Annotated in this window: 12 protein-coding genes and 1 pseudogene; 5 read left to right on the forward strand and 8 right to left on the reverse strand. The window is 68.5% G+C overall.

Annotated features, from left to right (window positions below):
* The first annotated feature begins 82 nt into the window (after positions 1 to 82).
* Positions 83 to 1,312 carry a methyltransferase, FxLD system gene (gene fxlM / locus ACFW47_RS11105; protein WP_386305569.1) on the forward strand — a complete coding sequence of 410 codons (1,230 nt, stop codon included), beginning with the start codon at positions 83 to 85 and terminating at the stop codon, positions 1,310 to 1,312.
* A 527-nt stretch (positions 1,313 to 1,839) separates the two neighbouring features.
* On the opposite strand, the gene ACFW47_RS11110 is transcribed toward fxlM, so the two are convergent.
* Both ACFW47_RS11110 and ACFW47_RS11115 read right to left on the reverse strand, forming a co-directional pair.
* Entirely contained in the window at positions 1,840 to 3,609 is a 1,770-nt protein-coding gene (locus ACFW47_RS11110; RefSeq protein ID WP_386305668.1) for a hypothetical protein, read from the reverse strand.
* 129 nt (positions 3,610 to 3,738) lie between these two features.
* A pseudogene (locus ACFW47_RS11115) lies at positions 3,739 to 4,197 on the reverse strand (DUF5958 family protein); the annotation flags it as partial.
* Positions 4,198 to 4,218: 21 nt separating this feature from the next.
* On the opposite strand from ACFW47_RS11115, the gene ACFW47_RS11120 reads away from it, so the two are divergent.
* A complete protein-coding gene (locus tag ACFW47_RS11120) occupies positions 4,219 to 4,551 on the forward strand; it encodes a hypothetical protein (protein WP_386305570.1) in 333 nt (110 codons plus the stop codon).
* A gap of 173 nt (positions 4,552 to 4,724) precedes the next feature.
* Here the strand turns inward: ACFW47_RS11120 and ACFW47_RS11125 are convergent, their stop codons facing one another.
* The 4 genes from ACFW47_RS11125 to ACFW47_RS11140 form a co-directional block, all read right to left on the reverse strand.
* Positions 4,725 to 6,461 (reverse strand): relaxase/mobilization nuclease domain-containing protein, encoded by a 1,737-nt coding sequence (locus ACFW47_RS11125; protein WP_386305572.1) that lies wholly within the window; start codon positions 6,459 to 6,461, stop codon positions 4,725 to 4,727.
* The gene (locus ACFW47_RS11130) at positions 6,458 to 6,949 is read right to left on the reverse strand and encodes a mobilization protein (RefSeq protein WP_386305574.1); all 492 of its coding nucleotides are present in this window, start codon (positions 6,947 to 6,949) and stop codon (positions 6,458 to 6,460) included. The genes ACFW47_RS11125 and ACFW47_RS11130 overlap by 4 nt, the downstream gene beginning before the upstream one ends.
* Before the next feature lie 701 nt (positions 6,950 to 7,650).
* The gene (locus ACFW47_RS11135; protein WP_386305670.1) at positions 7,651 to 8,343 is read right to left on the reverse strand and encodes an ATP-binding protein; all 693 of its coding nucleotides are present in this window, start codon (positions 8,341 to 8,343) and stop codon (positions 7,651 to 7,653) included.
* Positions 8,340 to 9,272 carry a hypothetical protein gene (locus ACFW47_RS11140; protein ID WP_386305575.1) on the reverse strand — a complete coding sequence of 311 codons (933 nt, stop codon included), beginning with the start codon at positions 9,270 to 9,272 and terminating at the stop codon, positions 8,340 to 8,342. The genes ACFW47_RS11135 and ACFW47_RS11140 overlap by 4 nt, the downstream gene beginning before the upstream one ends.
* 502 nt (positions 9,273 to 9,774) lie before the next feature.
* Here ACFW47_RS11140 and ACFW47_RS11145 point away from each other — a divergent pair.
* From ACFW47_RS11145 to ACFW47_RS11155, 3 genes are all read left to right on the forward strand, one after another.
* Positions 9,775 to 10,032 carry a helix-turn-helix domain-containing protein gene (locus ACFW47_RS11145; RefSeq protein WP_386305577.1) on the forward strand — a complete coding sequence of 86 codons (258 nt, stop codon included), beginning with the start codon at positions 9,775 to 9,777 and terminating at the stop codon, positions 10,030 to 10,032.
* Between the two features lie 84 nt (positions 10,033 to 10,116).
* Positions 10,117 to 10,479 carry a DNA-binding protein gene (locus ACFW47_RS11150; RefSeq protein ID WP_386305579.1) on the forward strand — a complete coding sequence of 121 codons (363 nt, stop codon included), beginning with the start codon at positions 10,117 to 10,119 and terminating at the stop codon, positions 10,477 to 10,479.
* A 47-nt stretch (positions 10,480 to 10,526) separates the two neighbouring features.
* Positions 10,527 to 12,041 carry a tyrosine-type recombinase/integrase gene (locus tag ACFW47_RS11155; protein WP_386305581.1) on the forward strand — a complete coding sequence of 505 codons (1,515 nt, stop codon included), beginning with the start codon at positions 10,527 to 10,529 and terminating at the stop codon, positions 12,039 to 12,041.
* A gap of 15 nt (positions 12,042 to 12,056) precedes the next feature.
* Here the strand turns inward: ACFW47_RS11155 and ACFW47_RS11160 are convergent, their stop codons facing one another.
* Both ACFW47_RS11160 and ACFW47_RS11165 read right to left on the reverse strand, forming a co-directional pair.
* The gene (locus tag ACFW47_RS11160) at positions 12,057 to 14,114 is read right to left on the reverse strand and encodes a hypothetical protein (RefSeq protein ID WP_386305583.1); all 2,058 of its coding nucleotides are present in this window, start codon (positions 14,112 to 14,114) and stop codon (positions 12,057 to 12,059) included.
* A gap of 26 nt (positions 14,115 to 14,140) precedes the next feature.
* Positions 14,141 to 14,413 (reverse strand): hypothetical protein, encoded by a 273-nt coding sequence (locus ACFW47_RS11165; RefSeq protein ID WP_386305584.1) that lies wholly within the window; start codon positions 14,411 to 14,413, stop codon positions 14,141 to 14,143.
* Between the last annotated feature and the right edge of the window lie 285 nt (positions 14,414 to 14,698).

Genomic DNA, 14,698 nt, shown 5'->3' on the forward strand with positions numbered 1-14,698 from the left:
CGCGAACCCACCGCATACCAGAACACATGAGTACGATCTACCCCTGCCGCACGCACGGCCGGGCACCTTCCGGAAGGACGCGATGAACACCACCACCGGCGCATCCCCCGAGGACCTGCGCAACCGCCTGGTCGACGCCATCGTGAAGGAGGACACGATCGGCGTCCGCGACGCACGCGTCGACACCGCCATGCGGACCGTACCGCGCCACACCTTCCTCCCCGACGTGCCCCTCGAGGAGGCGTACGCCAACAAGAGTGTGACGATCAAGGAGAACCCCGACGTCGACGCACTCCCGCTGAGCTGCGCCTCCCAGCCCGACGTCGTGCACTTCATGCTGGTCCAGCTCGCGGTTTGTGAAGGTGACAACGTCTTCGAGATCGGGGCGGGCACCGGCTACAACGCCGCCCTGCTCAAGTACCTCACCGGGCCGTCGGGACATGTCACCACCTGCGACATCGACCCCGACGTGACCGCCTACGCCCGCCGGATGCTGGACGCGAACGGATACGGGGACGTACGCGTGGTCACGAGGGACGGCGCCCTCGGCGCCCCGGAGTCCAGCCCCTACGACCGCGTGATCGCCGCCGTCGGCATGTGGGACCTCCCCGGTACCTGGTGGGACCAACTCGCCGTCGGCGGACGCCTCGTGGTCCCGCTGCGATGGCGCGGACTGTCCAGGTCCGTGGCCTTCCGCCGCGAGGATACGCGGATGCGGTCCGACTCCGTGAAGATGTGTGGCTTCCTCCCGGTGATCGGCCAGGACGGAGAGCGAAACAACTACATCGACGACAACCGACTCGTCAGGCTCTACTGGGACCAGGACCAGGACCAGGACATCGCCCCGGAACTCCTGCGGGACAGCCTCAGCCGATCGAAATCGGTCGTCTGGACCGATGCGACGGTCGGCCCCGTCGAGTCGTTCGACGGCGTCTGGCTGCGCCTGAGCGCCACCGAGCGGCCGACCTGTCGCATCACCGTGAACCCCGCGGCGATGGAGGCCGGTCTTCACCGCCCCGCCTCACCCGCCCTCAGCCCCGCCCTCGTCGAGGGCGACTCCATCGCGTACCTCACCCTGGAACGGACCACCGAAAACCCGGACGGCGAAACCCGGTTCCGCCTGGGAGCCGTCGGCTACGGCCCGGCCGGCACCGATCTCGCCGAGCGGCTCTGCACGCAGATCCACGCCTGGAGCCCGGCCCGCACCGCCGAACCCGTGCTCACCGCCTACCCCGCGGACACACCGGACAGCGACCTCACCGAAGGAGCCGTGATCGACCGTCCTTCCGTACGGCTCGTCATCACCTACTGAGGCGGGGACGGGTGTGGCCGCCGGGATGGGCGGCCGCACCGTCGGGGTGAGGGCGGAGCGGCACCCGCAGTGTGTGGTCAGCCCCGAGAGAGGTTCGCCAGGCAGGTGGTGCACCGCCGCACGGCCTGCCGCCCGGGATTGCCCGCCGTGGCGGTCGCGGGAAACGTGGTGCTCAACCGGTCCCAGAGCCCGGGTGGCGGATTCGGGATCCATCCCCAGCCCGGCGGTCTTACGTCGTCCTCGGTCATGTGGTCGCACCAGCCGGGCCTGTGCGCGTACTGCGCCGGGGAGATCAGGATCGTGTCCTCCGGGTGGGAACGCCACTCCTGCCTCACGAACGTACTTACCTGACGCGGGGGTGCCGACGCGGACGAACCCGGCCGGCACTCGCATCCCAGCCCGATGACGACCCTGCTGCCGCACTCCTCGCAGCGCTGTTCTTCCACTGGTCTCGTACCCGTCCTCACTCGGTGCCGGAGTCGACCCGGTATCGGTCCCGGCCACGAACTGGTCAATCGGCTCGGGGCCTAATCGGCATCGCAGGTCGCGAACTCGGATCCAGTCGGTTCGGTAGACCTCGTGCCAGTACTCTCGCCCTCACCGCCCGCTTCGATGGGGGCGTGACGCCGCCGTTGAAGCGCATCGCGTTCACCGTCCGGGATCGTCATCGACTCGGCAAGCACGGCGGCGAGCCCGTCCACTTGAGCGTTGCCGATGTCAGCGGGGAAGAGCCACCGGATGTTCTCGTCGCGCGTGATGAGGTCGATCGCCAAGCGCCCGCCTCTGTCCTGTGCGGTCGCTGCTCGAACGTATCGCACCTGGTCGATCGAAATATCCTGACGGATCTCGGCTTGCTCGAGGAAGGCATTTGTCTTGGCCGTGATGATGCGGCGATCCGTGACGGCGACCAGTGTCTTTGCCGCGGCCCTGTCCCTCGCTGCCGCCAACTTCTCCTTCGCTCCGCCGACGATCGCAGAAATCGGACCGAGGGCATCGAGCTGGTCGGGGAAGCCGAGGGCACGCAGGGTCTCACCGTCCTCGAGGAGCCATCGCAGGATGCGAAGGTACGGCTCGAGATCCAGCGATTCGGGTACGCAGACGACGCCCGGCGCCTCGAGCGGAGGGGCCGGCGGATGGAGAGCATCGGCAAGAGGCTCGATCGCCTTTAGAAGACGGGCGGAGGCTTCGCGGGCTGCCTTCATGTCCTTCCGCTTCCCCGGCAGCGGCCATGCGTCGGGTCCGGGGAGCTCGGCGATGATCCGCAGCTCCCGCGTCAGCGCGTCGACGAGGCTCGTCGTCTCGGCGAGAGCGGAGTCGAACTCCGCGCGGGTGTCGCGCGCGATGACCTCGGCGTACTGCGCCTCGGCGGCGTCTTCGCGGCCGGCGGCTCTCGCCCTTGCGGCGCGGAGCGCGTGATACCCGGTCCATGCCTTGACGGAGGACAGGAGGGCGTAGGCGTCGAAGACGATCGCCTCGGCGTTCGTTTGCAGATACTCACGGTGGCTGCGTGCGTCGGACCGACCGATCTGCCTGACGTGGTCGCGGACGTTCCCTTGGTAGAGCTCAAGCTGTTTCTGCAGCAGCGCTCCACTGCCCGCGACGTCCTCCCACAGGGACGTCGGGACGGATTCGATCTCTCGCGCCTGGTCGACCGCGCGATCGATGGCGGCGACGAGCCCCGTCAGTTCGGCCCACTGATCCTTGCGGATGGTGGTGAGGACCTGGCTTGTCAGCGCGAGGTTGGTCCTGACGAGGCCCGTGACCTCGCTCAGCGTCATCTGAAGGGCGACCATGGCCAGTGCCGGCCCGATCGAGGCCGCGGTCTGCGCCTTGCTCACCGCGGTCACGGGGATGAAGCGGGCCTGAGCGATGAAGCGGCCAGGAACCATCACTGTTCCGAGGTTCGCGCCGTCCTTGACGGCGAGCGTCGCGCCGCTCCTCAGCAGGGCCTGTGTCGCGTCGCTGATCCTGTAGAGCCCCTGCACGCCGGCGAACGCGTTTCCGAGATTGCCGGCCACGGTCGTCGCGTTCCCGATCGAGGCGAGGATCGCTGAGATCTGCTTACGGTCGGCAGCCGGCACGATCCCGAAGTCGATCAGATCGGGCTTGAGCTCCGGCGGGACCTCACCGGCGACGAGAGCCACCCCTGGGAGTACCTCCACCAGGACCGTCGATGCCGTCGTCGAGTCGATGTCCGAGTCGGACGTCGGATCGTCCACAACAGGTGAGTCGGCGGTATTGCTCCGGCCGTTCTCCTCAGGCTCGGCTCTCTCCGTCGAGTCCGAAGGGTCCTGCATGCGATCTCCTCCCCGCGGGCGCGCGCAACGGCCGGACGTCGTCGGCGTTCCCTGGCGAAGTCTAGGGCTCGACGCCCTGCGGTTCAGCCCGAATGCACCGGGCTGATTCCGGACTGGTCGGTGCCAGTCATGGGGGCGCCCGGCGGCGCAGAACCGCTCCCGGCGGCGCTTGTCGGTCACTCCAAGCAGGGCTACCAGCAGCCGAAATGCCTTTTCTCACTCACCTTGCGGCATATTAATGATCTTTATCAGCTGTGCGGGCAGCTGTCCGCGTGTGATCAGGACCGTCGGAGTATGCGTCGGCCGGATGCCGGCCAGACGCACGCTCAGGCACGGCCGCCAGGAATCGCTGGTGACGGAGTAGGCGAACTCAGCGACGGACAGGCCGTGGCCCTCGGCGAGGACGACGTGCCCTCGTGAACCTCGACACCTCGGACAGAGACGGCAAATGACGCAGAACTTAGGGGGTTGCGCGTCTAACCCCCCGCTCCTACAGAGTCGGCGCGGCCCGTCGGAGAAGCGGGCCGTACCGACTCTCTGGAGGTCATCCGTGTTTCCCGCCCGCGACGCCGTCCACTCCGCCCGCACCTCGGAGTGAGGCCCGTATCCATGTCGCAGTTCATCGATGTGCCCGGTCTGGTCAGCTCACTCGTCGGCGCCGGAGTACTCGCGGGTGTCACCGCCACGTGGCAGCGGATGCGCGTCCGAGAATCCGGAGAGAGCAAAAACAGCATCTCGGTAGGAGGAGCCCGCACGCTCCGCCGTTACACCCTGCTGCGCACCGCCGGTGCTCACGGCAGCCCGGAGCAGTACGAGACGACCTGGCCCACCGGCACCGTCATCACCCACCGCTTGGACGGAGGGCACCCGCAGCGCTTCGAGCTGACCGATGCTCCGTTCGGCGACGGCACTTACGCCGCCGAACCGCTCGACTACCTGTAGGACGACCAATGCATGGTCTGTGGCCGCGAGCGCCCCCGACCGGGTCGGATGTCGGTTTCGGGCATACGGGTGCTCCTGTACGGGAGTCGGGTGGGTGCAGGCATCAATGGTCCGGAGGGCCGCCGGTTTGCTCAACCGGCGACCGTCGTCTACGTTTCGCTCTTTTCCGCCGGTCAGCGCCAGCGGCTGGAGTCGTTCACCGCACTGGCCACCGCTGGTGTGGTGGGGGCTGGGGACGGTGTGCGCCGGTTGCGTCGGGCGAGTGCGTCGTGGGGGCTTTCGGGTAGTGCGGGCAGGTGGGCACTGCGACGCAGACGCCACACGAGGACGTCGCTGATGGAGCTGGCGCTGTCGAGCTCGCGCCGTCGGGCGGCTTCGCTCAGCAGGGCGGCCGGGTCGTGGCCGGCTCTCCGGGCGTCGTCGAGGGTGGCGGCCAGGGCAGGCCAGCCGCCCTCGGCCAGGACCTGTTCGGCCAGCTCCGGCAGCACCTGCTGGAGAAGGTCGGCCTGCCGCTGCCGAAGACGCGGGGGCAGACGATGGCCGCGCTGGCGGAGGACGGTCATGGACTCGGCCGCAGCGGCCTGGTAGGCGGCGCGAAGGTGTTCGGCAGCTTGCTGAGCGGCGGCGGCTTGCTGGCTGTGGTGTTTCTTGGCGTGCCAGTTCGCCGCTGCGCTGGCGAGGAAGAAGGCCATGTCGATGAGCATGGCGGTCGTGGCGCCGTCTTCGCCGCGACCGAGGGCGGGCCCGCTGTGAACGAGATCGCGGGCGGCCTGGCGCAGAGCGCGATCGTGCCCCCGTACGGCCCTAATGTGGGAGCGACTGGCCCGCTCGAACGCGAAGGCCGCCTCACGGAGTTCAGCGCGGGTGTGGGCGGCGGAGGTCTTGGCGAGCGCGTCCAGGATCTCCCCTGCGGCCGCGATCTGGGCTGCCGCTGTGCCGTCATCGCCATGATCGATGAGCAGCAGGGTCTGCCACGCGGCGGCGGTAGCCCTGCGCCGCGCGAACGCGGGACCTGTCACCGACGGCAGGGCGGGCTCCTCCGGCCCAGAGCTGTCTGCCAAGGCGACAGCCTCCGCGGGAAGGGCCCAGCGTTCGCGGATGCGGGGCAGGGACAGGTCGGGTGCGAGTGTGGAACCGGCGTAGAAGACCGGCTCACTGTCCTTGTTGCGATCCTCGGGGAGGGCGACCTTGTAGCCGAGCAGGTCACCGGAGGGCGCGACGCGCTGCCGGATCAGCACACCGGCGGCGGCCAGCCGGTCGAAGAACTCCTCCTCGCCGGTCGCGCCGGCCACCGCACGACGTACGGACTCGCGCAGTTCCTCGCGCGCCGTGCGCTCGCGACCCTGGCGCTCGGCCTTGTGGCGCTCCGCACTGGTGGCCCGCTTGGCGGCGGTGCCGTCCCCAGGGGCGACCTGATGCAGACCGAGTTCCTTTTCGATCAAGCGGCACTCGGCCTGGGCGCGCTTGCCGGAGCGGTGGTGGTCGGGGCGGCGGCCGTCCTCCCGGACGAGGGTGGCGATGATGTGGATGTGGTCGTCGGCGTGCCGGACGGCGGCCCAGCGGCAGCCGGCCCCGTCGCCGGGGTCGATGCCGGTGGCGGCGACCATGCGGCGGGCGATCTCGGCCCACTGCTCGTCGGACAGGACCGGGTCGTCGGGGGCGGCGCGCACGGAACAGTGCCAGACATGCTTGTCCGGGCGCTGCCCGGAGCCGAGGAGGGACAGGGGCTGGTCGAGGAGGTGCTGCAGGTTCTTCTTCGTCACCGAGGAGTCGCGGCCGGGGTCGGGGGCCATGTTGTCGAAGGAGGCGACCAGGTGCGGGTCGACGTGCTCCTCGTGGGTGCCCTTGCCGTACAGGTAGTGCAGGAGGCCGAGGGTGTTGCTGCCCTGCTGGTGGATCCGGGGGATCAAGCCGCCTCGTCCTCCCGCCGGCTGGTGATCCTGTCGGCCGCCCGCTGGACGGCCTGCGCGGCGCGTCGCAGACCGTCGAGAGTGGCGGCGAAGTGCGGCGCGTCGGCTCCGGAGTTGAGGGCCTTGGCGATCTGGTTGACGTTGCTGCCGGCCCAGCCGAGCTGGCGGCGTACGCCGAACAGCGCGGTCAGGACATCGCGCTCGGTGGCGATGGCGGCCGCGGTGCGGGACTGGTCGCGGGCGGCGGCCAGGGCGGAGTAGGCCAGGAACCCGGCCACGCTCATGCCGACGTGCTCGGCGCCGGATCGGATGATGGCGAGTTCGTGCTCGTTGAGGCGGACGCTGTGGGCGGGGCGCTGCTTCTTGTCGCGCGGACGCGACTTCCCCTTCCTGGCCTTGCCCTTCGGACGGGCCCTGCCCGGCTGCGGTCCGCCCTCGGCCGCAGCCTTCCCGCCCGGCGCCCCCTGGTGCCGGACGGGCCCCGCCACCCCCGGGGCGGGGTCGGGTTCGGGCGCACCCCCTGCGGGGGAGTGTCCGGACCTCCAACTTGCTCCGCCTGGGGCCAGGGCGGTGGTCTTCGGGCGCGTGTCGTCGGCGGTTTCGTGCTGTGCCTGGTGCATGGACTCTCTCTGGGCGGGTGGTTTGGGCCGTGTCTCGTGCTGCGGTCGGCGGGACTCGCATGGAGGGAAGACTGGGGTGCGGGACGGTGCGGGGTGGTCCCGTGCGCCGGATCGGGCTCAGGGCGGGGACCGGTCCCCGGTTCCTGTGGCTCATCACGTTCGGGGACCGCGTGCTGTCGATCGCCGGTTTGCCGGTCCTGGAAAAGGCGGGGGCACGTGGCCCCGGTCCCCGGTAATCGACTTACGGCCGCATCGCAGGACCGCTTTCCGCGGCCTTGTAGGGCGGTGACCTGCTGCTTTGCAGGGGACCGGTTCCCGTATCCGATAGGTCCGTTGGGGACCGGTCCCCGGATCGAACGGGGACCGTTCGCTGTTTGGTGGGAACCGGTCCCCGGCTGGGACGTCCGGTCCCCGCGTGGTCGCTGTGTCGGTCCCGGGTGGTCCCCATGCTGTTGGGGACCGGTCCCCGGTCCCCTGGCTCGGTCCCCGATGGTGACGAGGCCGGTCCCCGTTTCCGGACGGCTGCGCACTGCGGGTCTGGCCGTGCGGCGGCCGGACCTCGTGGAAGGTCAGGCCGGGTGGCGGCGTCGGTCGGGGCCGGTGAGGATGACGCGTTCGGTCATCTCGGCGAGGCGGGAGGCGACGCGGTCGCCGAGGGCGGTGCGCAGCTCGGCGGTGGGGAGGTTGGTGGTGATGAGGGTGGGGAGAAGGTGCTCGTACCGGTGGTTGATCAGCCGGTAGGTCAGCTCCTCGGTCCACTCGCTGGTCTTGGCCGCGCCGAGGTCGTCCAGGAGCAGCAGCGGACTCCGGGCCAGGCTTTGCAGATCGCGTTCGGTGTCGTGGCCGGCGCGGGGGCGCAGGCGGGCGTGGAGGTCGGCGGTGGTGGTCGCCTCCCAGCGCAAGCGGACGCCGCGGGCGAGGAGGCCGCGGACGGCGCCGTATGCCTGGTGGGTCTTGCCGGTGCCGGTGGGGCCGGCGATCAGCAGCGACGGGCCTTTGGCGATGCCGGGTCCGCCGGGGCCGGGGCGGCCGACGCGGGTGATCTCGTCGGCCCAGGCGGTGACCTGCGGGTGGTCGGCCAGGGTGCGGCGGTAGCGGGCGGGGATCCGGGCGTCGGCGAGCTCCAGCGCGGTGACGGGCTCGGCGTGCGCCTCCTCGGCGGTTGCGGTGGAGGGGTCGATGCCGCGGCTGGCGAGGATGCCGTTGAGCCGGTCGGCGAGCGGGCCGACCCGGTGGGGCTCTCGGGTGAGGGTGGCGGTCAGAGTTCACCTCCGAAGGCGGCTTCGACGTCGGTGGGGTTTGTCCACGCCCTGTAGACAACCGGCGCGGCGGGGGTCGTGTTCATGGCCTCGTGCACGAGGCTGGGCAGGGTGCTGGGGTGCAGGCCCTTGGCGCGGTGCCGTTCGAGTCCGGCCCGGATGTGGGCGGGAGCGATGCCCTCGTCGAGCAGCTTGCGCGCCTCCCGGCCGAGATGGCCCAGGACGTCCTTGGGCGGACGGTGGGCGCAGGCGGCGGCGTACTCGGCGATGAGCTGCTGGGTCGAGACGGTGGCGGATGCGGGGGCGCTCGCGCCCCCCGAAGGGGTATCTCCTAGATCCATGATCCTAGGTCCTAGATCCAGACCGTGAGGCGTCACCGCTCCCGCACCGGGCCCTCTCTGCTCCCTCACGGAGGGCTCCGTGAAATCGCCCTGACCTGCACTTTCGCCATCGGCGGCGGGATCCACCGCAGACTCGCGCACCTGCCCAGAGCCTTCACGGAGGGTTCCGTGAGGCTGCGGTGCGGGCTCCGTGATGCCGGCCCCCGCAGCCGGCGCGGCGACTCCTGGCGTCGTGCCGGCCGGTGTGTCGTGGTGCGGGCAGGCGGGGAGGCGGCTCACGCTGGGCCGGTTGATCTTCTGATGCTGCCGCCAGGTGACGATGTGCAGGTAGCGCTTGTCGTCCGGGCCCTTGTAGCGGCAGATCAGGCCGGCGTCGGCGAGCTGGGCGAGGTCCTTCTCGACGTCGGCGGGCGTGTGCTCCGGGCGCAGGACCCACAGCTGTCCGGCGATGATCGCGGCGTGGTCGCGGTGGCGGCCCTGGTCGTCGGCCTGGGTGAGCAGACCGAAGAAGGTGCGCTCGGCGGGCAGGGTGACGGCGGCCAGGGACTCGGAGACGAAGGCTTCGGGCTTGATGGTGCGGATTCGTGCCAAGAGGGGCGGTCCTCACTCGGTGGCTTGTGGGCGGACCCCACGGCTCACCGTCGGTCGGGGCGGGATTCGAACGGCGGGGTCGGGCAGTTGGCGCGGGGCGCGCCAAGAGCCGACTGCGTTTTCCGGGGGTGTCGTCAACATAGCCACACCCAGGCCACGCAAGTCCAGCCCGATCCGGCGCAATTTCTGACGGCAGAAAGGACGAGGGAATCAGGCTGGATGACGAGCGGCACTAAAACGCTAGGCCACGATCGTCGGTTGGCCAAATAGTTGCTCTTCCGGACGAGCCGGAAGCATCACATCGAGAAGCCGTTGACGTGCTTCCGAGGGGGAAGCTACAACACAACACCCCACGTCAGAAGCACATCTAGGTACATGAGCTGAGGCCGCGCCCTGGACGTGAAGGATAGGAGTAGTGCCCTGCTCGCCGTCGGAGCGGGCGCAACATAGCCGACGATCGCCGGTTCACCAAACCGGCGAATGCAAGCTACAACTTGGAGCCATGGCAGCACGTTCTCTGAAAATAGGTCCGGCAGGAATAAGGGCCGCCCGCACTATCGAAATCCTCCGCACCGAACGCGGTCTCGCCCAGCATCAGTTGGCTGACCGCGTGACTGCCCTTGGGCATCCGATGTCCAACACGATGCTGTCCCGAATCGAACGCGTTCAGCGGCGTTGCGTCGTCGACGACCTCGTCGTCATCGCCGAGGCCCTGCACGTTTCGCCCTTGGCCATCCTCCAGGGGCCTGGCGCCGTCTGATCCGGTCGACCAGCTCCCCCACCGCTTCACTGCCGCTCTGCGACTAGGAGCCACCAACCCTTGCACCGGTACTCGCCCTCGTCCGTGAGCGCGCCTCTTCCGCACGATTCGGCCGAAACCCCTCTGCCCCGTCTCTACCGCCCTGAGGAGATCGCCGACGCGCTCGGCTGCTCAGCATGGTGGGTCAAGGACCGGGCCCGGCGAAGTCTCATTCCGCACACCCGTGTCGGCCGCGCCTACCGCTTCACCGCCGGCCATCTCGCGGAGATCGTCCGCCTGTACGAGGAGCGGCCGGCCCGCCCCGCGCAGCCAGTCGATGGAGCGGCTGCTCCGCCCCCCGCGCCTGCTTCGCAGGGCTCCGTGCAGTCGCGCCGCCCGCCGGTCGCTCCGGCGACTCGCCTGCAAGCCCGGCCGCCGCGTCGGAAGCAGTACGGGGCCGTTGCGTAGCCGTACCGCAGCGGAAGCAAGCAGAAGCAACAGGAGGGCAGCGGAACTTGGGCTTCGCGGAGAAGCGCGGAAACTACTGGCGCGGTCGGTACAAGATCGCACCCGGCAAGCACCTCACGGTCGTCGATGACAGCGGCAAGGCGATCAAGTTCGCCGCCAAGGGCGAGGCCCAGCGCGCCGCGAGTGAGGCCGAGAACAAATACCGGCGAGGCGACTGGCACGATCCGGCGCTCGGGCAGGAGACGTTCGGCGAGTACGCGAACCGCTGGTACGACGCCCAGGACCTGGCCGCGTCGACCATGCAGAACTACAAGCGCCATATCGAGGAGCACCTGCTCCCAGAGTTCGGTGACAAGGCGCTCGCCGGCGTCCTGCGCAGGGACGTCGAGGCGTGGGAGAAGAAGGAGAAGGCCCTGTACGCGGCCTCCAGCGTCAAGACCTGGCGCTCGACGCTCCACCTGATTTTCGAGGACGCGATCGACGAGGGCCTGATCACGTCGAATCCGGCGGCCAGGCGCCGCGGGCGCGGCAAGCGCGCCGGCCGCTCCCGCGACCGCGGCCCGGAGAAGGTTGTCACCGACCCGCTCGGCATCCTGCTGACGGCCGAGCGTGCCGCCCTGCTGTCCGGCCGCGACGACGAGTTCGTGGCCGTGGTCCTCAAGGGATACACCGGCATGCGCTGGGGCGAAATCGTGGGCCTGGAAACCGCGTACGCGCGCCCCGGGGCCGTCCGCGTCGAGTGGCAGCTGTACGAGCTCGACTCAGGGGAACTGGTGCGTTGCCCGCCGAAGGACGACAGCTATCGCACCATCGACTCCATGGACTGGCTGTCGGCCCTAGTCGCCAACCATGTCGCCCGTACGAAGCCAACGCCCTGCTCGTGCCACGGCAGGACCTACGTCTTCCGGGGACAGGGCCCGGCCCGTACGGGCGGCCACCAGGGTGCGAAGCTCGTCGACGTCGCGCGCCTCGCCGGTGTTTCCACAGGGACGGTGTCCAACGTCCTGAACCGTCCGGACCGAGTTGCCGAACCCACGCGAGTGCGGGTCGAGAAGGCCGTCGCGGACCTCGGGTTCGTGCGAGGCGGCGTGGTGGCGGAGCACGCGGCCCACTGGCGCAGGAACGGCTTTGCGACATGGCTGTTCACCCCCGCTGTCTCCGGCTGGTACCCGAAGAAGGCACCGCAGGAGGCACGGCCCGTACCGGTGCTCGGCGAGCCGTGGCCCGGCATCCCGGCACGCGGACGTGGCGCCAGTACGCGCGCCGACGCCTGCTGGCTCCCGATTGCCAGGGGCCTCACGCCGCATGGCCTCCGCCACACCCACCGGACCGTGATGGAGGACCTCGGCACGGAGAAGGTCCTCATGGACGAGCGCATGGGGCACATCGACGGCTCGGTCTCGGCGCGCTACGCCCACGTTACGCCCGGCATGCGCAAACGCCTCATGCTTGGGCTGACCGAACAGTGGGAGATGGCGCTCGACGCACGTCTATCGATGAGCCCTACGTCACCGGTTCGCATGCTTGATGGACTGCTCCGAGCGCGTCAAGCAACTCAATAATGCTGCAAGTTTGATCTAATCGGGGTCGCTCATTCCCGCTAGCATTTCCGGGACCGCTCGCAGCCTTCCCATCGTCCTGGTGATGGCGAGGGTGAACTCATCAGCCCGTTGCTGCGTGAGGGCGTGCTCGAGTCCAGCCTCCTGCGCGCTCTCCGCCAGCTGCCTTAGCGAAGAGCTGAGGTTCCGCGCCCCCTCAGTGAGATCGCGAATGCAGGCGTCCACGCTCTGGACCAATCGATCTACGGTCTGGGTTGGAGTTTCTTCGACAGGCTGCGCCTCGACGTCCTCAGGGACTGCTTCTGGACGCACACGCTGATAACTTCGGTTTCCGGTCTCCTTCGGGAAGGCGCGATTGAACCAGGCTCGGCTCGCTACCTTTTCGTCCGGCTTCCCTGTCTCCAGAATGCGGCGGGGCTCGCGGTCTCCCTCATCCATGGCGGCGGCGAGCTCCCGCAGCAATCCAACGGCCACGGTCCGGTTCTTCCGCAAAGCGTTGAGGCTGTTTTTGACACTGCGCCGCACTCTATCGGCTTTGACGCCGTCATCGTCGTCGATCTTTTGTCCTGACAGGGAGCCGCGGTCAGCATCGATGAGGTCGAAGGCGGCTAGCCAGTGCGGGGCTCGGAACGCGATGAGCTCTTCAAAGGCATTGTCATCGGCGTCAGCCGTTTCGAGTAGTTCATTCAGGAGGCGCCCAGAGTATGTGAACCCATTACGAGCATCACGTTGGAAGACCTCAGCGACCCGCGGGTTCCAAGGATTCGGGTAACTCTGCGAGGTCAAAGCTGACCAGGCGCGTGCGCGGCGGTTGATGTCAGCCAACCTCAGATCAGACGGTGCGACCTCGCTGAGCGCACGTCGGACCAGTTTGCGTTTGGCCTCATCCGCTGGGAATAGCTCGGCGAGCAGCCGCATCGAGCGGGCGTCCCGCATTGTAGAGATGCTCGCGCCCTCGGGAACACCGGGCAACTCGTTGATAGGCGCTGTGCCAGCGAGCACGTCCGCGACTTTCTCGTCGAGTGCACCTGCGGCTACATAGGCACTCAAGACATTGCGTCCCAGCGCGCGGGCCCGGTCGTTGGGGGCGAACTCAAGCGGTGGATGGACATGGTCGCGCCGGTTGCTGCTCTGGGTAATGTTGAACAGCCGGTGCGGTGTCGGGCTGCCGATTACCAGGTGAGCGGTTACTTCTGCGACTTGGCGGGCCCGGAGTGCACGGACCAACAGGTTCTTGCCATTCCGGGCCTCGGCGTACTCCCTATTGAGCTGACTTGACAGGGCGCGCAGCCAGTAATTGGGGTTGACTGCAATACCATCCCGGTGGTCTTGTCCTAGCTTCTTGAACGGAACTCCGGTGAGTACCTCAGCCGAAGTGATCTCGAAGAGCTCCTGACGCCGCTTGTTACGATTGTTCCCACGTACCGCCATCCATCCCCAATATCCAGCTGGGAGGCCAGGGCTGTCCCCCTCCTCCTCGGGCGGTGGGTCTTCGAGCCGGTAGTGCTGGGGCACATACATGCCAGGTTCCTGCTGGCCGTTAAGGGCCAGATCTTCCAACAGGGTGTACGAGCGTAGTCCGTCGCGGATCTCTAGCATGTTGCTGGCCAGCTCGGTGTTGGCGACGAGTTGCTCACGGTTTGGCACGGTGCTCTCTAGTGCGGCGAAGATCCGCTCGTCACCGTCCTCGGTGAGCCGTGCCCAGGGGCGCACCCGAGGCAGAGTGCGCCCTGTGATGCCTGCCGGGTCGGCGGCGGAGTGCCAGGCCGAGCTGATCCTCTCGTTGTGTTCCCAGACCACGCCGCCGACGCCGTGCATGCGGACAACGGCGATGAGCATGTCCCCCGCATCAGTGCTGACCCAGCGGCACCGCTCCTGCCTGAGTCGCCGGATTCCGTCTCCACCAGGTCCACTCACCATCTCCTTGGGACGGACGATGAACGGGGCGATGTTCTCCAGGGCGGCACGTGGGACGTTGACCCCATCGGTTGACAGGACGGCGTCCACCCACCGTTTCTGCCACTCGGGCGTCGAAGGAAGGGGGTAGGGAGCCTCGGATGTGGTGGGCACGGACATGGGGGACACCTCGCGTTCGGGAGCTCTCAGACGGTGATCAACGGCATCAGCGTGATAGCAAGAGTGAGAAGCGCCACAAAGATGCGCACCACCATGCGCTCCCTCTCGGTGGAGCGAAGGTGTTCTTCCGCGGAGCGCAACCGCTGTTTAAGCTCCTCGTTGGCGGCCTTGAGTGCCGCGATCTCCGTTTCGTGCACCACGCCCTGCTGCTCCAGATTGCGGAGCCGGTCGTAGACATTGTTCATGGAGATGTGCACGCCCGACGCGCGGGCAGCATCGGGGGAGGAGGAACGAGCCATTCGGCACCTCGTTGTTCGCGGCCGACTCTGCCGGCCTGGGCCACTGGCACCCCATCGGTGCCCTAGTGGACGGGTGGGCCGAGACAGCCTGCGTTATGAGGTGTCAGTCGCCGTCACACCCTGCAGGTCCCCTTGATTGGGGCAGCTGCGGATACGACCGCCTTCGAGCCGCCTACCGAGCCCGCGGCGCGTGAGTCTTCGGCGGTACGGCAACGACTCGGCACATAGTGCGGAACGCGATCCTTCAGGTACCGATGCATCCTTCGGTAGCCCGTACGGATCGTC

The organism is Streptomyces sp. NPDC058796 (genome assembly GCF_042745235.1).
In the GTDB taxonomy this organism is placed as follows: domain Bacteria; phylum Actinomycetota; class Actinomycetes; order Streptomycetales; family Streptomycetaceae; genus Streptomyces.